Genomic DNA, 23,597 nt, shown 5'->3' on the forward strand with positions numbered 1-23,597 from the left:
AACATAATCAGAGAAAGTAAAGAGGGTTCCAATGCGGGAGCAGTCACCTTTAGTGACACTGAGAGAACTGGCACAGACAGCGGCTGAACAAGCCGCTATTCAACTGGCTCAGGTCCGGCAGAGTCATCAACAAATGGAACAGCAACTCAATATGTTGATTGGGTATCAGGATGAATACCGTGTACGTCTAAACGAAACGTTGAATTTAGGGGGGATGTCGTCAGCATCGTGGCAAAACTACCAACAATTTCTCAAAACGCTCGAATTGACTATCGAACAACATAAACAACAACTTCAACATTGGCAGGCGCAACTCGATCTTGCAACTGAACAATGGCGAGAAAAACAGCAACGACTCAATGCATTTGAGACTTTGGAGCAACGTGCCGAAGATAGCCGTAAGCGACATCTCGATCGTATTGAACAGAAACAAATGGACGAGTACGCACAGCGTAGTACTTTACGGAGAACAACTTGATGGAGATAACGCTTCTGACCATGGATGTCGCTGCAGCCTCCCCGGGAACGGCATCTGCTACCCAGAGTCAACCCGGTGATAATGCCCCGACTTTCGCTCAGCTTTTGGGTTCTCAACCCCAACAAGCACAGGGTGATAAAAAGACAGCCAATATCACAAACCATTCTACCAAAGAGAATAAAACACACTCACACTCAGATGAAGACAAAACAAAAGAAGACGATAGTCAGCTTGCGTCTGTTTCCACCGAGTCAAACGTGATAAAAGAGCCTTCTCTAGATACATCTCAACTCACGCTTACATTGCCTGATAATGAACAATTTGCAGCGATTGTTGAAAATAGAACCGCCTCATCATTAATGTCAGCTGAAGAACTTGCCGCAGAGCTTCCCGTTCAATTAGCAGGGCTACCGGGATTAAAACGACTTACCCTTCCCTCAGAACAACTGACTCAAGCATTACAACAGCCTCAATCAGTTAAACGTGGTGAAGGTTTAGCCTCATTAGCACGCTCTATTTCAAAAGATAGCGATATGTCGGACTTCAACCTTACCGACAAGCTCAATCTATCGAAATCAGATGAAAAGTCACTGCTAACCCAGCTACGCCCAGAGACAGCGACATTAGCAACACAAAGTACACTTGTTGGTGCTAATCAAGCAGAAAAACCTTCTGCGAAAAAAGTCGATAGCATCGCAACACTTTTAACGCCAACAGCAGAAAAAGTGAATGCATTGCTAAACGGCGATAAACAAGCTGTAAATGCAAAATTAGCAGACAATGTTGCGCAGCAAATGGCGGCAGGTAACCGTGTTGCAGAAAGCGACCTTCACAACACACTCACTAACTCACCTTCTTTTGCTTCACAAGGCATTACGGGCCATGCTCACTCATCAACACAACCACAAATGCAATTTTCACCAATGGCAACACAGGTTTTAAATGCACAAGTGGGCACCCCTGAGTGGCAACAACAACTTAACCAGCAAATTGTCATGTTTAGTCGTAATGGTTTACAGAAAGCTGAGTTACGTTTACACCCTGAAGAGCTAGGTTCATTGCATATCCGCATGAAAATAGAAGATGGGCAAGCACAGTTACACCTTGCGTCACAAAGTGGTCAAGTTCGTTCTGTATTAGAAAATGCCATGCATCAATTGCGTCAAGCCCTCTCTGAAAATGGGATCCAGCTCACGCAAAGTCAGGTGTCTAGCGACACTAATGACAGTTGGCAACAACAAAATATGTCAGATTCCTCTCAATTTAGTGGAGATGGTGCCGATAATCATCAAGGAAGAGAGGGTAATTCAATGCAATTAGCCTCTGAACCGGCACTACAAAAGATAACCCTTACGCCTCAAGAATTAGCATCTGCTCGTGGTGGTGTTGATATTTTTGCCTAATACAAATGTATTGGGAGGACACACTATGTCAATAAACGTAAGAGTTAATGGTTTTTTCCCTATCTGTTTCTGCCATTAAAAAACAGAAATAGCGGGATAATTAAGGTTGATTTAGATGGATATGGAAGTCCACAACAGTGAACACGTATCCACTACAAAACAGGAATTTAACTGTCCATGTCTAATTACAGCAATGAACGTAAAAGCTATAGCTTAATTCTGATCATCGTATTATTGGTGATCGCCATTATTGCAGCGGCATTCGGTGGATATAGTTGGTGGGCATTGAAGCATGCTAAATCAGGTTCAGCGGGCACTAGTCAGCAAAAAGTTATACCAGCACCCGTTTTTATGTCATTAGAGCCCTTTACGGTAAATCTAATTGATGACGAAGAACACTTAGACAGAGTGCTCTACATAGGGATCACACTAAGATTGCATAATGAAGACACTCGTAAGCGTCTACATGATTATTTACCTGAAGTTCGTAGCCGCTTGTTATTACTGCTTTCTCGTCAACAAGCTAACAAGCTTGCGACAGACAATGGAAAACTCCAGCTAATGACGGATGTAAAAGAAACGCTGAGACCGACTCTCGTACCGGGAGAATCTGAACAGATCCTCTCCGATGTACTGTTTACCACGTTTATTCTGCGATAATCATTATGAGCGATAATATCCTTTCACAGGCAGAGATTGATGCTCTGCTGAATGATGACACATCAGGTGACGACGCCAAAAGCGCGAACAGGGAACCTGCGATAGCGAAGGATCCGAATGAACCGGATATTCAGCCTTATGACCCCAACACGCAACGTCGTGTGGTTCGGGAACGTTTACAGTCGTTAGAAATCATTAACGAACGCTTTGCGCGTCAATTCCGCATGGGGCTGTTTAACATGCTCCGTCGGAGCCCTGATATTACTGTTGGTGGCGTTAAAATCCACCCTTATCACGACTTTGCTCGTAATTTACCTGTACCAACGAATCTTAACTTGGTGCATTTAAAACCATTACGAGGAACCGCGTTATTTACCTTTGAACCGAATCTGGTTTATATCGCGGTAGATAACCTGTTTGGTGGTGATGGCCGTTTTCCAATCCCTGTGGAAGGACGTGAATTTACCAACACAGAGCAACGGATCATCAACAAAATGTTGAAATTGGCACTTGATGCCTACCGTGATGCTTGGGATTCCATTTTCAAAATTCAAGTTGAATATGTTCGTTCTGAGATGCAGGTAAAATTTACCAATATCACCTCATCACCGAATGACATTGTTGTTACGACACCTTTTCAGGTAGAGATCGGTTCGATGGTCGGGGAATTTAGCATTTGTATTCCATTTGCCATGATTGAACCGTTACGTGAACGACTGATCAACCCACCAATTGAAAATGTTCGTCAAGAAGATGGGGTTTGGTTAGATAGTTTAGTCAACCAGGTTCAGCATTCAGAACTTGAACTGGTCGCAAACTTTACTGACATCCCACTGCGTTTATCAAAAGTGCTGACACTTAAAGAAGGGGATGTTATCCCTATTGATAAACCAGAAAGATTGATTGCACATGTTGATGGTGTGCCCGTATTAACAAGCCAATACGGTACAGTAAATGGGCAATACGCCCTTCGTGTTGAACACCTAATTAACCCTGTTTTAAACGCTCTGGATGAGGAACAAACCAATGAGTGATGCAAATCGCCCAACTGATAATTCACAATCGGCTGAGGATATGTGGGCTGATGCAATGGAACAGCAAACTGGGAAAAGCCAGGATAATAGTTCCGATTTATTTGAACATCTTTTACCTGAAGACGATACGCTTAATCATCTATCCGATATTAATTTGATCATGGATATTCCTGTCAAATTAACGGTAGAGTTAGGCCGCACCAAAATGACCATTAAAAAATTACTCAGCCTGTCTCAAGGTTCTGTCGTTTCACTGGATGGTTTAGCTGGTGAGCCCCTTGATATTCTTATCAATGGCTATTTAATTGCTCAAGGCGAAGTTGTTGTTGTTTCTGATAAATACGGTATTCGTATTACCGATATTATTACGCCATCAGAACGTATGCGTCGTCTGAGCCGTTAATTTATGGAACAGCTTCCTTCCTTTTCCAGCCAAGGTGCGGTAAATACTACCGCGCCCGCTACAACACAAACAGTTCAAACGCCTACACAACCATTGCCTGTAGGTCAAAGCCTTGCTCAAGTTAGCACGGCGCTTGCGGGCATTATCGTTCTTATTATTGTTGCTATGTGGTTATTTCGCCGTTTTGGCTTTACCCGTGGTTCATTTAAAGGAACAACGGCACAACTGAGCGTCAAAGCAAGTTGTTCATTAGGTGCAAAAGAACGTGTAGTTGTTGTTGAAATTGAACAGGAATGGCTTGTATTAGGGGTAACATCATCGCAAATAAATCTATTGCATAAGTTACCTATTCCTGAAAAAGCCTCGCAGGAAGCGACAACATCATCTACATCGCCATTGTTTACTCAAATATTACAAAAAACGCTAAAGCGAGATAAAGGCAACTCATAATGCATCAGTGTGTCACTTTTTTTAACGCATTAACGCGTTGGCGTCTCTTCGCTAGTGTACTGGTTTTAGTCTTGTTCCCAACCAGTGCGTTTGCTCAGTTTCCGAGTGTTATTACACAATCATTACCGGGAGGTGGTCAAAGTTGGTCACTGCCAGTACAAACCTTAATCTTCATTACAGCATTAGGCTTTATTCCTGCTGTTTTGCTGATGATGACCAGTTTTACACGGATTATCATCGTACTAGGATTATTACGTAATGCATTAGGAACACCATCAGCACCACCGAACCAAGTTGTTCTTGGTCTAGCGTTGTTTATGACCTTTTTCATTATGGCACCGGTTTTTGATAGAATTTATCAAGATGCCTATATGCCTTTTAGTGAAGATAAAATCTCCTTTGAACAAGCGTTAGACAATGGTTCAAAACCCCTGCGTGAATTTATGATGCAACAAACGCGCGAAACAGATTTAGCTCTATTTGCACGCCTTGCAGATGCCCCAGCATTTGAAACACGCGAAAGTGTACCTATGCGTATTCTAGTTCCTGCCTATATCACCAGTGAGCTAAAAACCGCATTTCAAATTGGTTTTATGATTTTCATTCCTTTTCTTATCATCGACTTAGTCGTTGCCAGTGTATTAATGGCGCTCGGTATGATGATGGTGCCCCCTGCAACAGTCTCATTGCCTTTTAAACTTATGCTTTTTGTTTTAGTTGATGGTTGGCAATTAATACTGGGCTCACTTGCACAAAGCTTTTTTAATTAGCGCTGAGGTAATCCATGACACCAGAATCCGTCTTAGCACTGGGCACAGAAGCGATGAAAATCGCTTTATCACTCGCAGGCCCTCTTTTATTGTCAGCGCTTGTGACCGGTCTTGTGATCAGTATGCTTCAAGCAGCAACACAAATAAACGAAATGACATTATCGTTTATTCCTAAAATTCTTGCGGTATTAGCGGCTATTTTAGTGGCTGGCCCGTGGATGTTAAGTTTGCTTATCGATTATATGCATAACTTATTTACAGGCATTCCAGGGATGATTGGTTAATAGCAATGATAACACTGACCAGTGAAATGCTTAACGGCTACATTAGTGATTTTTTCTGGCCATTTGTGCGTATTCTTGCACTGTTTAGTACTGCACCGCTATTTAGTGAAAAACAGACACCAAAAAAATTCCGTATTACGCTCGCCTTTTTGATAACCGCATTAGTCGCACCTGGTTTACCACAAAGTAATGTGCCTCTATTCTCGATTATTGCCTTTTGGGTATTATTACAACAAATTTTGATTGGCACGATTTTAGGGTTATCAATGCAATTAGCCTTTGCGTCTGTTCGTCATGCTGGTGAAGTGATTGGTTTACAGATGGGGCTTTCATTCGCCACCTTCGTCGATCCATCTGGTGGCCCTAACATGCCTATTTTGGCACGTATTTTTAATATGTTAACGATATTGCTATTTTTAGTCTTTGATGGGCATTTATGGTTAATATCAATATTAGTTGATACATTCTATGTGGTTCCTATTGGAAATCAAACTTTTAACTCTTCAGCCATTCTCACTTTAGTTCAAAGTGGTGGTACAATCTTTATTAACGGTATGATGCTAGCCATGCCATTAATCACCCTACTTTTAGTGCTCAACCTTTCATTAGGTATTCTAAACCGTATGACACCACAGCTTTCTGTCTTTGTGGTGGGTTTTCCTCTTACGCTGACTATTGGTATGTTAGCATTATCAATGATTATGCCTGCATTGCCTGTATTTACAGAGCGCGTCTTTAGCGATACGTTTAATCGCATCACTTTGATATTACATCAGCTGGTTTCTTGAGATTTAAATCGACTTATTTTTAATCGCAGTCCTCAAATTAAAATTTATCTGCTTTTTTGTAGCTAATATTGTTTGTTTATTCCACAATCAATGTATATCAATTGCTATACAAGGAGGCGTGATATGAAAGCTGACGTACAACTCAATATTCGCGCTAAAGAATCACAACGCGCACTTATTTGATACTGCTGCTGAAATTCTCCATAAATCTCGTACTGACTTTATTCTTGAGACAGCATGCCAAGCTGCTGAAGACGTCATTTTAGACCGTAGAACCTTTAATTTAAATGATGCTCAATATGCGGAATTTATAGAAATTATTGATGCGCCGGTTGATATTGACCCTGCTCTTGAAAAGTTATTAATAAGAAAACCATTATGGGAAAAGTAACAGCACCTGAGCCGTTATCAAATTCACATGAAGTGGTTGATTTTTATAGTAGTGAAAATGTATTAGATTACTGGATAAAACAAAGAGGTTTAAAAAACCAATTTTTAGGTGCATCACGTACATTTGTGGTCTGTGAAAAAAATAAAAAACGTATTGTTGGATACTATTCTTTAGCAACAGGTAGTGTTAACCATACTGAAGCAATTAGTCATATTCGCCACAATATGCCAGACCCAATACCCGTGATCATTTTAGCTAGACTTGCTGTTGATAAAACTTTTCATGGAAAAGATCTTGGTGCCGATTTGTTAAGAGATGCTGTTTTGCGTTGTCATCATGTAGCTGAAAACATTGGTGTTAGAGCGATTATGGTTCATGCTTTAACTGAAAACGCAAAACATTTTTACCTTCATCATGGTTTCAAAGCTTCTTCGACTCAAGATAAAATCTTATTCTTAGCATTAAAAAAGAAAATATAGTTTATTGCTTTTAATAAATAAAAAAATCCCCTGATAAATAAATACCAGGGGTGATATCAAAATGTCTTAAAACAAAACTAAAATAATTAGCGATACATCTTGAACATCGACATGTCTTTCATGTCGTTAAAGACTTTATAAGAAGCCTGTAATACAGACTCTTCTTGGTAATAATCAGAAATTGCTTGAGTCCAGTCTAAATCGCGTAATTCGCTTAAACGCTTTGCATTTCTTAACGATGTATCCGCACCTAAATCATCTAGATTATCAATTTCTTGAAGTTGTAAACCTAATTTTGCTTCTACACTTGAAATATTATTTAAGGTTGCACGGTTAACGCGGTTCGCTGCATCAATTTTTTCTAATGCTGCATCACGATCAGCTTGTGGTTTACCTGTTAACGGTTCACGTAATGCAGTAATAGCACCATCTAATGCTTCAAAAATATCAGGCGCTGTTCCTTTACTCCCTGAAGATTGTAATGTTTCAATCCCAGTGAAGTTAGTGACCATTTCAATATTACTATCTACTTTTTGGGTAATTTGCTTATCACCACCTTGATAGGTGATTTTGCCTGTTGCATCAGCGACAAAAGGTGGTTTATCTGATTGGAAACCTGCAAAGATATAACGGCCAACACCATCTTTTGTATTGCCAATACCCACTAATTGATCTTTTAAACCTTGTAATTGATCAGCCAAAGATGAACGGTCTTCATCGCTTAATGTTGCATCATTACCCGCGGCAACCAGAGTCTCTTGGATCTTCGTTGTGATATTAACCATTTGACTGGCTAAGCTCATTTGCAAAGACATGCTGTTTTTTGCAAATCCACGAGCAGTCGCATACTGTTGGTTACGAGATTCAGATTGTTTCACCATAACCGCTTGGGAAGCTGCCATTGGATCATCTGATGGTTTTTCAACACGACGACCACTGGAGATTTTATTGCCTTCCGTCATCCATTTACTTTGTGAACTGGTAATATTGTCCACTCGCTGGCTAAAAATTTGATTTGAACTTAAACGCACAGTGATATTCCTTATTCTGATGAAGGGTTACTTAGAAAACTTGCATAATCGCATCAAACATACTGTTTGCAGTTTGAATAACTTTTGCATTTGCCATGTAGTATTCTTGAATGCGATACATCTCACCGTACTCTTCGTCCAAGTTCACACCAGAAACAGACTGTTGTTGTTCTATAATACTTTTAGTGATAGAAACCTGAGCATCGAAGTCAACTTGTGCCGTATTCACTTTGTTACCAACCATACTGATCAGTGAACCATAGCCACCAGCAATTGTTGTTTTGCCATCAATAACTTTTTCATCAGGTAACTCAAACAGTTTTTTCATGTTTTCGTTATCACTTGGTGCAGTTTCACCATCTGCATTTAACGAACCTGCAGCAGCAATTTTACTTGGATCAGTTACCGCAACTTTCATATCTGCAATCACATTACCTACAGATTGAACAATAATAGAATCGTCTTTTTGTGCTGTACCATTGATTTTGATACTCATGCCTTCGAATTCTAATTCGCCCGTTGCGCTTACTTTAGCATCAACTTTACGACCGCCCGGCTCTACCGTAACATCCCACTTACTACCGTCATATTTAACAGTATAATCAGCCGCTTTCACTGCTTTGGTATCGGTATATTCCACATTAAAGGAGGCATCACCTTTGTTCTTACCATTAGGCATAACATGAGCGCCACCAAGGTCGAAGAATTTCTCACCTTTTTTACCTTCTAAATCAAAACCTTGTTCGTGTTGTTTATTAAATTGATCACCCAACACTAATGCTAATTGATTTAATTGGTTACGGCTTGGATCTAACACTTCTTCACGGCTACGATAAGCACCGCCAAGTTCGCCACCTTTAATACGTTTTGCATCCACTTCACGAACTTCATCAATGCCATTGCTATAACCAATAACAAGGCGTTCGCTATTTTTACTTGATGGGATAGCAGATACTTCATAAGAGCGAGTACCAGATACTAATGGCAAACCATTAGCAAATGTGACGTTAACAAAACCACCATCCTGTTGAGTTACTTGAACATCAACCAGTGTATTTAGCTCTTGAATTAAACGATCACGTTGGTCTAATAAGTCGTTAGGATCAGCGCCATTGAAGCCTTTAGAACGACTAATTTCGTTATTTAGTTTTGCGATCTGTTTTGTATATTCATTGATATTTTTAGAGGTGTTTGTCACCTGACTATTAATATCTTTTTCTAGATCACGCAATGATTGGTCTGCTTTAGCAAACATATTCACCATTGCTTCCGCTTTACCAATTACCGTTGTACGCGCAGGGTTGTCTTCTGCGTTATTGGTTACGTTTGGTAAGCTGGTAAAAAATTCGTCAATCGCACTTGAAACATCATTCCCTTTATCTGCTAACAAATCATTAATTTGTGAGATATTTTGGGTATAACTATTAAGTGCGCTTTGTTTTGACATTGCACGGTTCATTTGACCGGCAAGGAATTCGTTATACTCACGATGAATACGGCTAACATTAACACCATTACCGATATAACCATTACCGGTCATTGTGCCGCTGTTTTCATTAAAAACAGTCATTTGACGGTTGTACCATTTTACATTTTGGTTAGCGATGTTATTACTCACAGTGCTCATCGCAGCTTGTGCCGCATTAAGTCCGCTCATCGCTGTATTAATTAAACTGTTGGACATTTGTCTATCCTTTTACGTTTAGTCATCACCCGTATGCACGGAGCATAGCTGGCAAGTTGGAATGAATGCTCTGGTCTTTATTATCGGTACTTCCCCTCTAAACTTGAGGGGAAAGCATTAAAATAGATCGCTTAAATCGTGAGTATAAGTTTTAACAACTTGCTCACCGCTTCCTTTTAATTGACCAATGATTGAAACCAGTTTTTTCGCATAACCTGGATCGGTGGCATAACCCGCTTCTTGGATGCGATAAGCGGCTTGTTCTGGGGTTTGAGCTTGAGGCACTTTTGCGTAACGAGGGCTTTCAGTAATCAATCGGAGATAATCTTGAATGGCTTCAACATAAGAGCCATAAACGCGGAAATTATCACGCATTTTAATTGACTTACCGTCAATCACTTCGGTTGTCATAATGTTTGTAACAGGCCCTTTCCAACTATTTCCTGCTTTAATACCAAATAGATTATAACTTGGCTTACCTTCACCCGTTAGAATTTCACGTTTACCCCAACCTGATTCAAGCGCCGCTTGAGCAACAACTAAAAGATGGTGTACACCGGTGCCTTCTGTCGCTTGTTTAGCAGGCCCTAACAGTTTAGATGCAAAAGAAGCACTGCTTTCAGATAACCCTTTAAGCTTGCCAATCGTACTTTCAATTGCATTTTGGTAAGGCTGCATTGCACGATACATTTGTCCCAAGGCTTGCGTTGGCATGGATTGAAAAATATCACTGCCATCTAATGGCATTGGCGTTTTTCCCGCCATTTCGCTCGGGTCCATCGTAACTTTTGCAGAAAGCTGTTTTTCTATCATGTCAGCAAAGCCCAAGCCTTTTTGTGATAAGTCTTGAGCGATTTGTTGATCATAAAGTGAGGTGTACATTTTGGTACTTTCTGAATTAAACATGCTTTCTTGAGGTATTGCATCGCGCATGCTCTTTAACATCATTTGAACAAAAACACCTTCAAGTTGCTGCGCCACTTGGCGCAGTCCTTGTTGATCAGCATTTTGCCCGACCTGATATTTAAGTTTATTCAATGCATTACTGTCATATGCCGGCGCTGACATCGTCGGCATTGAAGAAAGCAGAGATAAATCTTTCATCAGATAATCTCCAATCTCGCACGTAAGCAACCCGCGCTTTCCATTGCCTGCAATATCGACATTAAATCAGTCGGTGTTGCACCTAATGCATTTAATGTACGGATCACTTCGTTTAGGCTTGCGCTTGCATTCACTTGCTGTAATGAGCCACCTTGTTCACTCATATTCACACTCGTATTACGTGTTACAACAGTGCTACCACCCGCAAATGGAGTATTAGGCTGACTTACATTCACTTGACTATCAACCGTGACAGAAAGGTTGCCTTGTGCAATCGCACAGCTTCCTAATGTCACATCACGATTCATAACAACAGAACCCGTTCTTGCATTAATGATCACTTTTGCATCGGCAATAACTCGTTTAATTTCGAGATTTTGAACTTCAGCCAAGAAACGGACTTGTTCACTTTTACCAATAGGAACACGTAGTTGAACTGTACGAGCATCTAAAGGAATAGCGGTACCCACACCTCTTAATTTATTAACGGTATCAGAGATATGTTGTGCCAACGTGAAGTTTTCTTCATTCAGTTGCAAGTTCAACAAACCAGTTTGACCAAATTGTGATGGTAGTTCGCGCTCAATAATCGCTCCGCTACTAATACGTCCACCCGCTAATTGGTTAACTTTAACGCTATTACCGCCTGCGGATGCACCAGCTCCCCCAACCACAATATTACCTTGAGCCAAAGCATAAACCTGATTATCAACACCTTTGAGTGGCGTCATCAGCAACGTACCACCACGTAAGCTTTTTGCATTACCTAATGATGAAACAACGACGTCGATTGATTGCCCAGTACGACCAAAAGGCGGTAATTTTGCTGTTACCATCACCGCAGCAACGTTTTTCAATTGCATATTGGTGCCGGGTGGTACGGTGATCCCCAATTGTGAGAGCATGTTATTCAGACTTTGTGTGGTAAACGGGGTTTGCATTGTTTGGTCACCCGTTCCATCTAATCCCACCACTAAACCATAACCAATCAGCGCATTTTCTCTTACCCCTTCAACAGAGGTGAGATCTCTGATCCGTTCGGCATGGGCGGAAAAACCGACACATGTCATCACGATAAAGAAAAGGCTCATCGCTATTTTTTTCATCTGGACCCTACTCATTAAAAAGGTGATACATTTAAGAAGAAGCGTTGTAGCCATCCCATAGATTGTGCTTCATTGATATAACCGTCTCCGATATATTCAATTCGAGCATCAGCAACTTGGGTTGAATTTACGGTATTGGCACCACTGATAGTTCTTGGATTCACAACACCTGAAAAACGAATAAATTCAGTACCTTGATTGATAGCAATTTGCTTTTCACCAATAACGTGCAGGTTTCCATTGGCGAGAAGTTGATCGACGGTCACAGTAATGGTGCCTTTAAAGGTATTGTTCGCATTTGCGCCACCTTTACCGCCAAAGTCACTATTTCCTTCCATACTCATATCGGTACGTTTATTACCAAATACCCCTTCCAAAAATCCTGGCGTAATCGCAGCAAGGAATCCTGCTTTACCATTACGGCTGGCATTCGCAGATGAGTTTTTGCTTGCACTCACATTCTCTTGCAATGTAATAGTCAACGTGTCACCGATATTTCGAGGGCGTCTATCTTCAAATAGTGGTTGATAGCCAAAATAAACAGGCTGAGCTGACTGAAAAATAGAGCCATTAGGTGCAGGTGCTGTTGGTGCCGTTGGAACCGCCGTTGTGTTGCCTTCTACTAACGGTTTTTTGGGTATATATGCGCATCCCGACAGTGTCAGTACCAACAGGGCGGTACCTAAACGTTGATGACGACGCCATCTGACACTAAGCTTTCTTGCCCCAGAATTGTCAGTAATGACCTTTGTATCCATCTTCGATACTCTTTTAGTAATACGCCTGACAGGAAATCCTGTCAGGCTAATGAACAAACGAAATTAGAGTTGCGTTAGTTTCTGTAACATCTGATCAGATGTTGAAATCGCTTTACTGTTAATTTCATAAGCACGTTGAGTCTGGATCATATTGACCAACTCTTCAGCTACGTTAACGTTAGAGGTTTCAACATATCCCTGATACAACAAGCCTGCGCCATTGATACCGGGGGCATTTTCAGTTGGTGCGCCAGAACTTGCGGTCTCTAAATACAAGTTTTCACCCACACTTTCTAATCCGCTGTCATTAATAAAGGTAGTTAGTGTCAATTGACCCACTTGTTGTGGAGCTGGATCACCTTCCATTTCAACACTGACTGTACCATCACGACCAATCATCACTTTCTTCGCAGTATCAGGCAAAATAATGGCTGGTACGACTTGGAAACCACTGGTGGTGACTAATTGACCATTTTGGTCCATTTGGAATGCGCCATCACGGGTATAAGCGTCTGTGCCATCAGGTAACTGAACATGGAAAAAACCCTGTCCTTTAATCGCCACATCACGTGTTCCGTTTGTTGGCGCTAAGTTACCTTGGCTATGTAAACGTTCGGTCGCAACCGGACGAACACCCGTACCAATTTGTAAACCTGAAGGTGCATTCGTCTGTTCTGATGTCATTGCACCCGGCTGACGAATTGTTTGATACAGTAAATCTTCGAAAACCGCACGTTGACGTTTAAAGCCATTGGTGCTGACGTTCGCGAGGTTGTTGGAAATCACATCCATGTTTGTCTGTTGTGCATCCAACCCAGTTTTAGCAATCCATAAAGAACGGATCATGGTTTTCCCCTTACACTATTTAACTCAGTGATAGCAATTGGTTAGCTCGTTGCGCATTATCGTCAGCGCTATGAATAACCTTCATTTGCATTTCGAAACGTCGTGCGTTTGCTATCATATCGACCATGGCTTCTGCTGGATTAACATTACTGCCTTCTAACACACCAGCTAACACCTTCACGCTATCATCCGCAGGTAATTCCTCACCAGCACGCGCAGAGCCTTTCGGTGATAAATGGAATAATCCATCATCACCACGCACCAAGTCGTTTTGCTCTGGTTTTACCATTTTTAAACGACCAATCTGACCCAACATTTTTGGTGGATCAGTGGGAACATGCGCAGTCACAATACCGTTATTGGCAATACTGACATTTGCCTGAGGAGGTACTTCAATCGCACCGTTATCCCCCATTAACAAACGTCCTTGTACCATCAACATGCCATCTGCATTACGTTGGATGTTTCCGTTTCGGGTATAAGCTTCAGTGCCGTCATCAAGCTGAACAGCCAAATAGCCGTTATCACTTAATGCAACGTCCATTGATCTGCCGGTATAGTTCATCGTTCCTTGACTCTGATCGCTACCTGGCGTTGAGGCTACCGTTAATGTACGAGTTGGTAAGGTATCGCCATTGACAGGTACGGCTCGCATTGCACTAAGCTGCGCTTTGAATCCAGGCGTTGATGCGTTTGCTAAGTTGTTCGCCACGACAGCTTGATTTTCCATCGAGTGTCTGGCGCCGCCCATCGCGGTATAAATCACATGATCCATAACAGATTATTTCCGGCGTTATTAGCGCAAGCTAACCAGAGTCTGCAGGATCTGATCCTGAGTCTTGATGGTTTGTGCGTTTGATTGATAGTTACGTTGAGCAACGATCATGTTGACTAACTCTTGGCTCATATCAACGTTAGATGCTTCTAATGCGTTGTTAGTTAATTTGCCGAACACACCAGAGCCTGCAACACCGACAATTGGTGAACCTGAACCATTAGTTTCAGACCACATATTGTCACCTTGTGAGCTCAAACCACCTGCGTTTGCAAAGTTAGCTAATGCGATTTGACCAACAACTTGGCTTTGTTGGTTTGAGTAGGTCGCCATGATTGAGCCATCTTGCTCAATACGGAAGTTGGTGAATTCACCCGCTTGATAACCGTTTTGCGCTAATTTAGATACGCTTGATTCAGAAACTTTCTGTTGGGTACTGCCAGTGAAACTCAATTCAATAGTTCCTGCCGCAGATCCTTTATAAGATTCTAAAACCAATTTATTTTGGGTTGTATTACCATCAGCATCAAGTAATGGTACTTTCGATGCTGGATCGGTAACTGGATTACCTTTAGCATCTAAAACTGGCTTGCCAGTACCATCATCTAATGGTTTAAATTTTGTGGTATCTAATACAACAGATGGAGTGAAATCCTTAAGCACACCAGAATCAGTATAAGCAATTGTGCCTAGATCGATTGGTTTTGCATGAGTTGTGCTATCTTGAGCATGTACCTGCCACTTATTATCATCTGTCTTCACGAAGAATAAGTTAACATTATGCTCATTACCTAAACTATCGTAAGTGGTAACGTTTGTACTGAAACTATAAGAATCATTATCTGTAGGATCAAAAGGATGCATCAATGTATCGATCTTTTCCTCACCTGAATTCAGGTTAACCGCCATATCCACTTTTTCGGTTGCACTTGCATTCATCATATCGGTAGGAATAACGATAGGTGCGGGTGTCGCCCCTTTTTGAACCACGTTTTTACCATCAACGCTTTGTACTGGGTAACCTGTTACGCGCATACCTTGCATATTAGTCAGGAAACCATTTTTATCTTTACCAAATTCACCGTTACGTGAGTAGAAAACACCACCGTTTTGATCTTCAATACGGAAAAAACCACCGCCAGAAATCGCTACGTCTGTTGGACGGTTAGTGGTAGTGATACTACCGTCTTTAAAGTTTTGGCTAATACCTGCAACTTTAACACCCAGACCTGCACCAGAACCTGCAAAAACGTCTGCAAAAGAAACGTTTGCACCTTTAAAACCGTAGGTTGCGGAGTTAGAAATATTGTTACCGATAGTATCTAAGTTAGCGGCTGCTGCGTTTAAACCACTTACTGCTTGTGAAAAGGACATGCGCCCTCCAAGTTGAATATGTGTTAGTTAAAGAACCTGACGAATTTCATCCAATGAAACGGTATTACCTAAGCCAACATCAAGGCGGGCACCACCATCCACCATGGACACACTATTCACCAGCGCATAATTCAGTGTCTTAACAGGGACCTGAGCATCATTAAGCGTGGCGTTAACGGTAAATTTATAACTTCCCGGTGGAACAGGATTATCATCTTCATCCGTACAATCCCAAGAGAAGTTATAAACATCCGGTAGCATCTTTTTGTCCATATTGATCGTACGAACGGTCACACCACTCGCATTGGTGATGTTTATCGTAAGAGAATCAGTTGGACTGAGTAATTCAAAACCAAAAGGTGTTGAAAAAAGGTGTTCGTCGCTAGGCGCAGTTGGGTCAGTACTTTCTGATTTATACGTTCCCATTTGCTGGCGCGTTTTCTCATTTTGAGTATCAGGTGTTGGAATTGTGTCATCCCCGTCACCAGGTTTTTCAGTCTCACCTTTACCGTCGGTTGGCTGAAAGACAACAATTTTATTCCCAGAGACCATGACACCACGGCCAACTAAGGAAGATGCTCGCAACGCCTGACTTTGATCAATTTGCCCAACAATGTTATTTACTGTTTTATTCAGTGTTTCGATACCTTCAACGGTCGAAATTTGAGCCAACTGAGACGTTAACTCATTATTTTGCATTGGGTTTGTTGGGTCTTGATTTTTCATCTGAGTGATGAGAAGTGTCAGGAAATTCCCTTTAATATCATCACTACCACTTTTTTTCGTATGGTATGAAGAAGGTGCATCCCCGATAATGGTATTATCATAAGGTTCATTCATTGAGGAGGAAATACCCACAATTTATTCTCCCTATTGACCTATCATCAGTGTTTTTTGCATCAGTGATTTTGCCGTGTTCATGACTTCAACGTTAGCTTGATAGCTACGAGAAGCGGAGATGGTATTAATCATTTCCCCTACGACATCAACATTCGGCATACGTACATACCCTTTTTCATCGGCAAAAGGATGCCCTGGCTGATATTCCATACGAAATGGGGCTGGATCATCCACCACCTCAGTGACACGCACGCCACCAATTTCTTGGCCGGCTGGTGCATTTACTTGAAAAACAACCTGCTTTGCACGATAAGGGTCGCCATCTGGCCCCGCAACACTGTCAGCGTTTGCCATATTGCTGGCACTCACGTTTAAACGTTGTGATTGCGCTGAAAGTGCTGAACTTGAAATATCGAAAATACTAAATAAAGACATGCTCTTTACCTTACTGTTGCAATACAGCCATCATGCTTTTAACTTGCGAATTAATAAATGTCACATCAGCCTGATACTTAAGGCTATTGTCAGCAAAATTACTACGTTCCATGTCCATATCCACGGTATTACCATCCATCGCAGTTTGATGAGGCACGCGATAGAGTAAGTCTGCCTCTAAGCGGTAACCGGGTTTGATTGGAATATGGCGCTCTGATGTCATCGCTAATTGCATGCCATGACTCCCCGTGCGTCCGTTTTCAATGGTTTTTTTCAATTCAGAAGCAAAATCAATATCACGAGCCTGAAAGCCTGGGGTATCTGCGTTAGCGATATTCGCAGCGAGAATTTCTTGGCGTTTATTGCGTATTGAGAGCGCTTCTTGTTGAAAATGAAACGTATTTTCTAATTTATCGAGCATCTTCTATCCTTGGTGGCTAAGCCACTTACCTCAGCTGATAAAACAATTTCAGTTGACAGAATAAACGCTCAAAAAAAAGATGATTGGAGGAATAGGCGTAAATTGGATTGCTATTTATGCGTTTAAGGCGTGTAAAGACGATGTACACTGTGCTGGCTAAATAAGTACAAATGCACAATTAGCATCAACTCTGTAAGGTGATACAAACTATGTTAGTTAAAACTCTTATCGGTCTGTTTTCTTTTTTCTTTATGGTGAATGTGAGTATTGCTAAATCACTCCCTGAAGAACTACAAGATTTCTTTGTCGCGCTTCATCAGCAAGGCGATAAAGTGACAGTGACAGTTTTAACACCTGAAGAGAAATGGCCTGTGTGTCAAACACAAGAGATCCAACGCCACGCTGGATCTCGCAATTGGGGACGTCTTTCGATTCCCATTCAATGTGATAAACAACGTCGTTTTATTCAAGTTGATGTTAGCGTTAATGGTGAATACTTAATCGCGAAAAAAGATATTAATCGTGATGACATCATTGAAACATCGGCTGTCAGCATGACAACCGGCGAGTTAGAAAAACAACCTTATGATGTATTGCGTGATCCAGCATTAATTAAAAATGCGATCGCAATGCGACAAATATCCGCAGGAAAACCCTTAACATCAACCATGGTTCGTCGCCCTTGGGCAATACTGGCGGGTCAAACAGTAACAGTTTTTGCACAAGGCCCTCACTTTCAGATCCGTTATGAAGGTAAAGCAGTAAACAACGCCGTGGCCAATGAAACGATCCGAGTAAGAGTAAAATCAGGCCAAATTGTCACTGGTGAAGCACTTGAAAATGGCTCTGTTCGCATTCCTCTTTAATAAATTAAAAAGCTGATAAGCAGAATAAGCCTATATTGAATTGCTTGTTACCGGTTTCAGTTACGGCAATCCAAGGTAAACTCTCTTGCGCTACAATTTGAACAAATACTGTATTTGTATACATTTTTTACTCTAAATAATTCAAGTTGTATTAAAAATACAACCATATACATACTCTAAATAATTCAAGTTGTATTAAAAATACAACCATATACATACTCTAAATAATTCAAGTTGTATTAAAAATACAACCATATACATACTCTAAATAATTCAAGTTGTAGCTAGGCGACAAATGAACGAACCGCTAGGAGCATACATAAGTATGTGACTAGTGTGAGTGAATGCGGTCAACAACGCTACGGCTTGAAGTATGACGAGTAATGGGACTAGTGCGAGTGAATGTGGTTAACAACGCTACGGCTTGAAGTATGACGAGTAATGGGACTAGTGCGAGTGAATGTGGTTAACAACGCTACGGCTTGAAATATGACGAGTATGACGACTAAGATTAAAGTTTTTGATTTCATAGCCGATATAAAGAAACAAGATGATAGGCGAAAACACATAGGTTGTTTTACAATGGCTTCATCTGACTATTAATTGATGCCTAACAAAGGATTTTCCTATGAGTATTGAACGCGCAAATCCACTGCTTCCGATTAACGCAATTGCACAACGTAACCCAAGTGAAGTTACACAGGGTTCACGTAAATCGGGAACAACTGAACAAAAAACTGCAACAGGTGACACTTCGGTTAAATTAAGTGAAGCGCAGAAAAAACTTGTTCAGCCTGGAAACAAAGACATTAACGTTGAGAAAGTTGCTCGCTTAAAAGAAGCAATTGCCAACGGAACATTAACCATGGACAGCGGTAAAATCGCGGATGCTCTTTTCCGTGAAGCTGCTGAAAGCATAACTCAATAATATTTTATATGATTATGATGGAAGAACTCCGCCAGACTTTAGATCTTCAATTATCACAGCTCAATACCATTGCTGGTATTCTACGTGCTGAACAGCAGTTATTGTGTGCAGGTAACATTGATATCAATGCACTTCACGAAGTTACTGAACAGAAGAATTTTGTCTTGTCGGCTTTAGGTCATACAGACCAACAGCGTCATACGCTAAGCTTACAAGCCGGTGTAGAAAAACCTTACACAGGGTTACCATTCTTATCTGATTTATGGATACAAGTAATGGATATTACGGCGGAGCTAAAACATCTTAATCAACATAACGGATTGCTATTAGAGCAACATATTTCTCGTAATAGTGATGCTATCCGTTTTTTGCAGAAGAACCACAGTCCAACCCTTTATGGTTCTGATGGTCAAGCACAGCGTTCTACATTAGCTGGGCGAAAAATTCAGGTTTAGGTTTTCTCGATAATTATCAGAATTCACATGAAACGCCATCAATATTGATGGCGTTTTCTTTATTGATAAAACTTTATTCACTTTAAGCCACCATACATCATTATTATCTATCTTCTTCTCGTAACCTTCATTTCTCTGATCTAAGTTTTAACTGTTATTTGAGCCTTTGATTCCTTGTTTCTTTGTTCCTTCCTCATTTATTCACACCATTACTGCACTTTTTCATAACATCATTAAGCCACTTATTTATTGATGTACCTACTTCACCCTTTATTATGAGTAAAAGCGCTAACACATCCCCCTTTATGTCTATCAATATAAAAAAGGCCACTTAATAAAGTGGCCTTCGCTTGTAGATAACGATATATCAGCGAGAATGATTAATGCGGTTGCCCACCAATCATTGATGTCATTCGGATACGGCGACCTTCACTAATTTCCATATTCGATAACACCGCCAATTGCGGTAAGCTACGGCGTAAGAAGCGTGAAAGTAATGGACGCAATGCGTGATTCACTAATAATACTGGCGCACCACCGGACATCTCTTGATGGCGTACAGCATCTGCCGCCTGTTGTTCAATATTTTCAGCAAGCCCTGGCTCTAATCCACCGCCACTTTGCATCGCTTGAACAAGAATACGCTCTAAGCTTGCGTCTAAACCAATCACCTGGATTTCATCTTGATCACCAAACCAGTGTTGTGTAATCGCACGGCGAAGTGCAACACGAACCACTGCGGTTAATTCAGCTGGATCTTTTTGTTCTGGTGCATGCTCCGCTAAGGCTTCTAATATGGTTCTCATATCACGAATAGGCACTTGTTCAGAAAGCAGATTTTGCAATACCTTATGCAACACCGTGAGTGAAAGCATATCTGGGATCATATTTTCTGTCATTTTAGGGAGCTCTTTACTGACCCTATCAAATAACATTTGTGCTTCTTGACGACCAAATAATTCTGATGCGTACTTCGTTAATGCATGGTTAAAGTGCGTTGCAATAACGGTACTTGCAGCAACAACGGTATACCCCTGCACCTGTGCTTGCTCTCTTAAACTGTCATCAATCCAAACTGCGGGCAAACCAAAAGCTGGCTCTTGAGTGATATCACCGTCTAAAGAGCCGACTGCATTACCCGGATTGATTGCTAACCAACGACCCGGATGCGCTTCCCCATGACCAATTTCAACCCCTTTCATTAGAATACGATAAGAGGAAGGTCTTAACTCCATATTGTCACGTATATGAACGACAGGAGGGAGATATCCTGTCTCTTGAGCGAACTTTTTACGAATACCACTAATTCGCCCTAATAACTCACCATTTTGGCGGTTATCTACCATCGGAATTAAGCGATATCCTACTTCCATAGCTAATGGATCTTCCAGTTGCACATCTTCCCATGACGCTTCAACAACACGGTTTTGCTTCTCAACTTCTTCCATCTCTTTTTGTTGTTGCACTTCGGGATTAGCGTTACGACGTAAGATATACCAACCCAATCCGCCTAATGCTGCTGTGAAGAAGAGGAAAACAAAATTAGGCATTCCTGGTACTAAACCTAACAAGCCTAATACCCCAGCTGTTAACATCAGTACACGAGGATTATCAAATAGTTGAGTCACCATTTGTTGCCCAACATCTTCATCTGTTGCAACACGAGTAACAATAACACCCGCTGCTGTTGAGATAATCAATGCTGGAATTTGAGCAACCAGGCCATCACCAATGGTTAAAAGAGTATAAGTCGTTGCTGCATCGTTTAACGCCATTCCGTGTTGAGCAACACCGACGATAAGGCCACCCACCACGTTAATCACAAGGATCATTAAGCCGGCGATGGCATCACCACGAACAAACTTACTCGCACCATCCATTGAGCCGTAAAAGTCAGATTCTAATGAAACTTCTTTACGGCGTTTTTTAGCTTCATCTTCGTTGATAATACCCGCATTCAGATCAGCATCGATTGCCATCTGTTTACCCGGCATTCCATCTAACACAAAGCGTGCACCCACTTCAGCAATACGTCCCGCACCCTTGGTGATAACCATAAAGTTAATCAAAATAAGGATGATAAAGACCACAATACCGATAGCAAAGTTACCGCCCACAAGGAAATGGCCAAAGGCCTCAACAACGCGCCCTGCAGCTTCTGGCCCTGTATGTCCTTCCATTAAGATGATACGCGTTGAAGCAACGTTTAATGACAAACGTAACAACGTGGTAAACAGCAAAATAGTCGGGAAAGCAGCAAAGTCTAAAGTACGCTTGGTAAACATTGCCACTAACAGCACCATGATGGAGAGTGCAATATTAAAGGTAAATAATAAATCCAATAGAAAAGGTGGCAATGGCAATACCATCATTGACAGTATCAACAAGATAAGCACTGGCCCTGCCAGTATCTGCCACTGAGAACTTTTCCAATTTCCCGGCAAGCGGAGTAATGAGGCCAAATTAGCCATGACGATTATCTTCTCCAGCAAAGTCCAGTGCGGGAGGCACTGGCAAGTTCATAGGTTGTTTAGGTTTTAAACCACCTTCGGTTTTCCATCGTTTCAGTTGATAAACCCATGCAAGCACCTCTGCAACCGCAGCATAAAGGGTTGAAGGTATTGCATGGCCTATTTCACTGTGACGATATAACGCCCTAGCAAGCGGTGGTGCTTCTAGAAGCGGAATTCGATTTTCTGCGCCAATTTCTTTAATTTTTAACGCAATAGCCCCAGCACCTTTCGCTAACACTTTAGGTGCGGTCATTTTGTCGTTATATTGCAGTGCGACAGCATAGTGTGTTGGGTTCGTAACAATGACGTCAGCCTTAGGTACATCAGCCATCATTCGACGACGAGACATAGCATGTTGTTGCTGACGAATACGCGCTTTAAGTTGAGGATCACCCTCTTGTTGTTTAAATTCGTCTTTAATTTCTTGGCGTGTCATACGTAGCTTTTTCAGATGGCTACGGATTTGAAAAATAATGTCGAATGCCACCATCGGGATCAGCATAAAAACCGTAATGTAGACGGCAAAAATCAGCAATTGCATTGCATTGGCTAATGCACTAAGCGGTGGAAGTGTGATCAGATGAAGAATATCGTTCCAGTTGTGCCATAAAAAAACTGTTGCAGCGATCCCCACAAAGGTTGATTTCAGTATCGCTTTAAATAACTCGGCTAACGCATTCATTGAAAATATACGTTTTAACCCAGAAATAGGGTTCCATTTTTTCGGATCAAACTTAATCGATTTACTACTAAAGTTAATCCCGCCTAATAAAGCAGAGCCACCAATTGCCACAAGCACTAACCCAAAAAATACAGGTGATAACGCAAAAACAGCTTGTTTAATCAAGCTACCAAATCGAGGGATCAACAAATTCTCATTACCAATAAGGTGATGATTAAACGTAAATCCTTCTGTTAACATGGCATATAGCCCACGAGTGATAAATCCACCACTCATCCACAGCAAACTCACGCCACCCAAGATCATTAAAACGGATGAAAGCTCTTTAGAACGAACAATTTGCCCATCCTTTTTAGCTTTTTCCCGTTTATGGGGTGTGGGGTCCTCTGTTTTTTCGAGATCGCTATCTTCAGCCACAGTCTGTCCGATTTAGATATTGAGATTAAAAGCATGAATGAAATGACTCTAAGCATGACAAATTCAGAGGAAATTGATGGGCTGAACAATCGCAAATTTACGGGGCTTTTTGGGCTATGACGGTAGGTGTTTAGAAACCGACCTAATGATAAAAATAACAATAAAGGTATTTTTGGCGCTAATAATAAGGAAATCAGCGAAATTCACAGAAAATAATGTATT

At 41.3% G+C, this 23,597-nt stretch carries 26 protein-coding genes and 1 pseudogene; 14 read left to right on the forward strand and 13 right to left on the reverse strand.

Annotated elements, in window-relative coordinates; genetic code table 11:
• The first annotated feature begins 31 nt into the window (after nt 1-31).
• The 11 genes and pseudogenes from fliJ (at nt 32) to LW139_RS12830 (ending at nt 7,140) form a co-directional block, all read left to right on the forward strand.
• On the forward strand, nt 32-478 hold the full coding sequence (fliJ, locus tag LW139_RS12780) for a flagellar export protein FliJ (protein ID WP_006533149.1): 447 nt from the start codon (nt 32-34) through the stop codon (nt 476-478).
• Nucleotides 478-1,881, forward strand: a complete 1,404-nt coding sequence (locus tag LW139_RS12785; RefSeq protein WP_247850043.1) for a flagellar hook-length control protein FliK — start codon at nt 478-480, stop codon at nt 1,879-1,881. The genes fliJ and LW139_RS12785 overlap by 1 nt, the downstream gene beginning before the upstream one ends.
• Nucleotides 1,882-2,058: 177 nt before the next feature.
• On the forward strand, nt 2,059-2,541 hold the full coding sequence (gene fliL, locus LW139_RS12790) for a flagellar basal body-associated protein FliL (protein ID WP_006533151.1): 483 nt from the start codon (nt 2,059-2,061) through the stop codon (nt 2,539-2,541).
• Between the two features lie 5 nt (nt 2,542-2,546).
• Nucleotides 2,547-3,575, forward strand: coding sequence for a flagellar motor switch protein FliM (fliM, locus tag LW139_RS12795; protein WP_088495228.1), 1,029 nt, complete (start codon nt 2,547-2,549; stop codon nt 3,573-3,575).
• On the forward strand, nt 3,568-3,978 hold the full coding sequence (fliN, locus tag LW139_RS12800; RefSeq protein ID WP_006533153.1) for a flagellar motor switch protein FliN: 411 nt from the start codon (nt 3,568-3,570) through the stop codon (nt 3,976-3,978). The genes fliM and fliN overlap by 8 nt, the downstream gene beginning before the upstream one ends.
• Before the next feature lie 3 nt (nt 3,979-3,981).
• A complete protein-coding gene (gene fliO / locus LW139_RS12805; protein ID WP_109407808.1) occupies nt 3,982-4,428 on the forward strand; it encodes a flagellar biosynthetic protein FliO in 447 nt (148 codons plus the stop codon).
• A complete protein-coding gene (gene fliP / locus LW139_RS12810) occupies nt 4,428-5,198 on the forward strand; it encodes a flagellar type III secretion system pore protein FliP (protein ID WP_072068515.1) in 771 nt (256 codons plus the stop codon). The genes fliO and fliP overlap by 1 nt, the downstream gene beginning before the upstream one ends.
• A 14-nt stretch (nt 5,199-5,212) precedes the next feature.
• Nucleotides 5,213-5,482 carry a flagellar biosynthesis protein FliQ gene (gene fliQ, locus LW139_RS12815; RefSeq protein ID WP_072068516.1) on the forward strand — a complete coding sequence of 90 codons (270 nt, stop codon included), beginning with the start codon at nt 5,213-5,215 and terminating at the stop codon, nt 5,480-5,482.
• 5 nt (nt 5,483-5,487) lie between these two features.
• Nucleotides 5,488-6,270 carry a flagellar biosynthetic protein FliR gene (fliR, locus tag LW139_RS12820; RefSeq protein WP_109407809.1) on the forward strand — a complete coding sequence of 261 codons (783 nt, stop codon included), beginning with the start codon at nt 5,488-5,490 and terminating at the stop codon, nt 6,268-6,270.
• Nucleotides 6,271-6,393: 123 nt separating this feature from the next.
• Nucleotides 6,394-6,661: pseudogene (locus LW139_RS12825) on the forward strand (DUF1778 domain-containing protein).
• A complete protein-coding gene (locus tag LW139_RS12830; RefSeq protein WP_247850044.1) occupies nt 6,649-7,140 on the forward strand; it encodes a GNAT family N-acetyltransferase in 492 nt (163 codons plus the stop codon). Before LW139_RS12825 ends, LW139_RS12830 begins: the two are co-directional and overlap by 13 nt.
• A gap of 86 nt (nt 7,141-7,226) precedes the next feature.
• On the opposite strand, the gene flgL is transcribed toward LW139_RS12830, so the two are convergent.
• The 11 genes from flgL to flgB form a co-directional block, all read right to left on the reverse strand.
• Nucleotides 7,227-8,171: a flagellar hook-associated protein FlgL gene (gene flgL / locus LW139_RS12835; protein WP_166539689.1), complete on the reverse strand. Its 945-nt coding sequence runs from the start codon at nt 8,169-8,171 to the stop codon at nt 7,227-7,229.
• Nucleotides 8,172-8,202: 31 nt separating this feature from the next.
• Nucleotides 8,203-9,855, reverse strand: coding sequence for a flagellar hook-associated protein FlgK (flgK, locus tag LW139_RS12840; RefSeq protein ID WP_166539688.1), 1,653 nt, complete (start codon nt 9,853-9,855; stop codon nt 8,203-8,205).
• A gap of 117 nt (nt 9,856-9,972) precedes the next feature.
• Entirely contained in the window at nt 9,973-10,959 is a 987-nt protein-coding gene (gene flgJ / locus LW139_RS12845) for a flagellar assembly peptidoglycan hydrolase FlgJ (protein ID WP_247850045.1), read from the reverse strand.
• Complete coding sequence (locus tag LW139_RS12850; protein WP_109407815.1) at nt 10,959-12,065, reverse strand: flagellar basal body P-ring protein FlgI; 1,107 nt, start codon at nt 12,063-12,065, stop codon at nt 10,959-10,961. Before LW139_RS12850 ends, flgJ begins: the two co-directional genes overlap by 1 nt.
• Nucleotides 12,066-12,079: 14 nt before the next feature.
• Nucleotides 12,080-12,823 (reverse strand): flagellar basal body L-ring protein FlgH, encoded by a 744-nt coding sequence (locus LW139_RS12855; protein ID WP_166539687.1) that lies wholly within the window; start codon nt 12,821-12,823, stop codon nt 12,080-12,082.
• A 63-nt stretch (nt 12,824-12,886) separates the two neighbouring features.
• The gene (gene flgG / locus LW139_RS12860) at nt 12,887-13,669 is read right to left on the reverse strand and encodes a flagellar basal-body rod protein FlgG (RefSeq protein ID WP_072068525.1); all 783 of its coding nucleotides are present in this window, start codon (nt 13,667-13,669) and stop codon (nt 12,887-12,889) included.
• Between the two features lie 19 nt (nt 13,670-13,688).
• Nucleotides 13,689-14,444 carry a flagellar basal body rod protein FlgF gene (locus LW139_RS12865; protein ID WP_166539686.1) on the reverse strand — a complete coding sequence of 252 codons (756 nt, stop codon included), beginning with the start codon at nt 14,442-14,444 and terminating at the stop codon, nt 13,689-13,691.
• A gap of 21 nt (nt 14,445-14,465) precedes the next feature.
• Nucleotides 14,466-15,818 carry a flagellar hook protein FlgE gene (flgE, locus tag LW139_RS12870; RefSeq protein WP_247850046.1) on the reverse strand — a complete coding sequence of 451 codons (1,353 nt, stop codon included), beginning with the start codon at nt 15,816-15,818 and terminating at the stop codon, nt 14,466-14,468.
• Between the two features lie 27 nt (nt 15,819-15,845).
• Nucleotides 15,846-16,676, reverse strand: a complete 831-nt coding sequence (locus LW139_RS12875) for a flagellar hook assembly protein FlgD (RefSeq protein ID WP_109407818.1) — start codon at nt 16,674-16,676, stop codon at nt 15,846-15,848.
• Between the two features lie 12 nt (nt 16,677-16,688).
• Entirely contained in the window at nt 16,689-17,093 is a 405-nt protein-coding gene (flgC, locus tag LW139_RS12880) for a flagellar basal body rod protein FlgC (RefSeq protein ID WP_023581815.1), read from the reverse strand.
• A gap of 10 nt (nt 17,094-17,103) precedes the next feature.
• On the reverse strand, nt 17,104-17,514 hold the full coding sequence (gene flgB / locus LW139_RS12885; RefSeq protein ID WP_006533174.1) for a flagellar basal body rod protein FlgB: 411 nt from the start codon (nt 17,512-17,514) through the stop codon (nt 17,104-17,106).
• A gap of 209 nt (nt 17,515-17,723) precedes the next feature.
• Here flgB and flgA point away from each other — a divergent pair, with 209 nt between their 5' ends.
• The 3 genes from flgA (at nt 17,724) to LW139_RS12900 (ending at nt 19,763) form a co-directional block, all read left to right on the forward strand.
• Nucleotides 17,724-18,380 (forward strand): flagellar basal body P-ring formation chaperone FlgA, encoded by a 657-nt coding sequence (flgA, locus tag LW139_RS12890; protein WP_166539684.1) that lies wholly within the window; start codon nt 17,724-17,726, stop codon nt 18,378-18,380.
• Nucleotides 18,381-19,008: 628 nt separating this feature from the next.
• The gene (flgM, locus tag LW139_RS12895; RefSeq protein ID WP_099075771.1) at nt 19,009-19,308 is read left to right on the forward strand and encodes a flagellar biosynthesis anti-sigma factor FlgM; all 300 of its coding nucleotides are present in this window, start codon (nt 19,009-19,011) and stop codon (nt 19,306-19,308) included.
• Nucleotides 19,309-19,325: 17 nt separating this feature from the next.
• Complete coding sequence (locus LW139_RS12900; protein ID WP_227335692.1) at nt 19,326-19,763, forward strand: flagella synthesis protein FlgN; 438 nt, start codon at nt 19,326-19,328, stop codon at nt 19,761-19,763.
• 380 nt (nt 19,764-20,143) lie between these two features.
• Here the strand turns inward: LW139_RS12900 and flhA are convergent, their stop codons facing one another.
• Nucleotides 20,144-22,234, reverse strand: coding sequence for a flagellar biosynthesis protein FlhA (gene flhA / locus LW139_RS12905; protein ID WP_227335693.1), 2,091 nt, complete (start codon nt 22,232-22,234; stop codon nt 20,144-20,146).
• Nucleotides 22,227-23,375, reverse strand: a complete 1,149-nt coding sequence (gene flhB / locus LW139_RS12910; protein WP_227335694.1) for a flagellar biosynthesis protein FlhB — start codon at nt 23,373-23,375, stop codon at nt 22,227-22,229. Before flhB ends, flhA begins: the two co-directional genes overlap by 8 nt.
• Nucleotides 23,376-23,597: the final 222 nt, after the last annotated feature.

It is taken from the genome of Proteus vulgaris (assembly GCF_023100685.1).
Taxonomy (GTDB): Bacteria; Pseudomonadota; Gammaproteobacteria; order Enterobacterales; family Enterobacteriaceae; genus Proteus.

Coding starts and splice junctions, on each gene's coding strand:
- fliJ (WP_006533149.1), top strand. CDS start 32: ATGCGGGAGCAGTCACCTTTAGTGACACTGAGAGAACTGGCACAGACA.
- LW139_RS12785 (WP_247850043.1), top strand. CDS start 478: ATGGAGATAACGCTTCTGACCATGGATGTCGCTGCAGCCTCCCCGGGA.
- fliL (WP_006533151.1), top strand. CDS start 2,059: ATGTCTAATTACAGCAATGAACGTAAAAGCTATAGCTTAATTCTGATC.
- fliM (WP_088495228.1), top strand. CDS start 2,547: ATGAGCGATAATATCCTTTCACAGGCAGAGATTGATGCTCTGCTGAAT.
- fliN (WP_006533153.1), top strand. CDS start 3,568: ATGAGTGATGCAAATCGCCCAACTGATAATTCACAATCGGCTGAGGAT.
- fliO (WP_109407808.1), top strand. CDS start 3,982: ATGGAACAGCTTCCTTCCTTTTCCAGCCAAGGTGCGGTAAATACTACC.
- fliP (WP_072068515.1), top strand. CDS start 4,428: ATGCATCAGTGTGTCACTTTTTTTAACGCATTAACGCGTTGGCGTCTC.
- fliQ (WP_072068516.1), top strand. CDS start 5,213: ATGACACCAGAATCCGTCTTAGCACTGGGCACAGAAGCGATGAAAATC.
- fliR (WP_109407809.1), top strand. CDS start 5,488: ATGATAACACTGACCAGTGAAATGCTTAACGGCTACATTAGTGATTTT.
- LW139_RS12830 (WP_247850044.1), top strand. CDS start 6,649: ATGGGAAAAGTAACAGCACCTGAGCCGTTATCAAATTCACATGAAGTG.
- flgK (WP_166539688.1), bottom strand. CDS start 9,855: ATGTCCAACAGTTTAATTAATACAGCGATGAGCGGACTTAATGCGGCA.
- flgJ (WP_247850045.1), bottom strand. CDS start 10,959: ATGAAAGATTTATCTCTGCTTTCTTCAATGCCGACGATGTCAGCGCCG.
- LW139_RS12850 (WP_109407815.1), bottom strand. CDS start 12,065: ATGAAAAAAATAGCGATGAGCCTTTTCTTTATCGTGATGACATGTGTC.
- LW139_RS12855 (WP_166539687.1), bottom strand. CDS start 12,823: ATGGATACAAAGGTCATTACTGACAATTCTGGGGCAAGAAAGCTTAGT.
- flgG (WP_072068525.1), bottom strand. CDS start 13,669: ATGATCCGTTCTTTATGGATTGCTAAAACTGGGTTGGATGCACAACAG.
- LW139_RS12865 (WP_166539686.1), bottom strand. CDS start 14,444: ATGGATCATGTGATTTATACCGCGATGGGCGGCGCCAGACACTCGATG.
- flgE (WP_247850046.1), bottom strand. CDS start 15,818: ATGTCCTTTTCACAAGCAGTAAGTGGTTTAAACGCAGCAGCCGCTAAC.
- flgC (WP_023581815.1), bottom strand. CDS start 17,093: ATGTCTTTATTTAGTATTTTCGATATTTCAAGTTCAGCACTTTCAGCG.
- flgB (WP_006533174.1), bottom strand. CDS start 17,514: ATGCTCGATAAATTAGAAAATACGTTTCATTTTCAACAAGAAGCGCTC.
- flgA (WP_166539684.1), top strand. CDS start 17,724: ATGTTAGTTAAAACTCTTATCGGTCTGTTTTCTTTTTTCTTTATGGTG.
- flgM (WP_099075771.1), top strand. CDS start 19,009: ATGAGTATTGAACGCGCAAATCCACTGCTTCCGATTAACGCAATTGCA.
- LW139_RS12900 (WP_227335692.1), top strand. CDS start 19,326: ATGGAAGAACTCCGCCAGACTTTAGATCTTCAATTATCACAGCTCAAT.
- flhA (WP_227335693.1), bottom strand. CDS start 22,234: ATGGCTAATTTGGCCTCATTACTCCGCTTGCCGGGAAATTGGAAAAGT.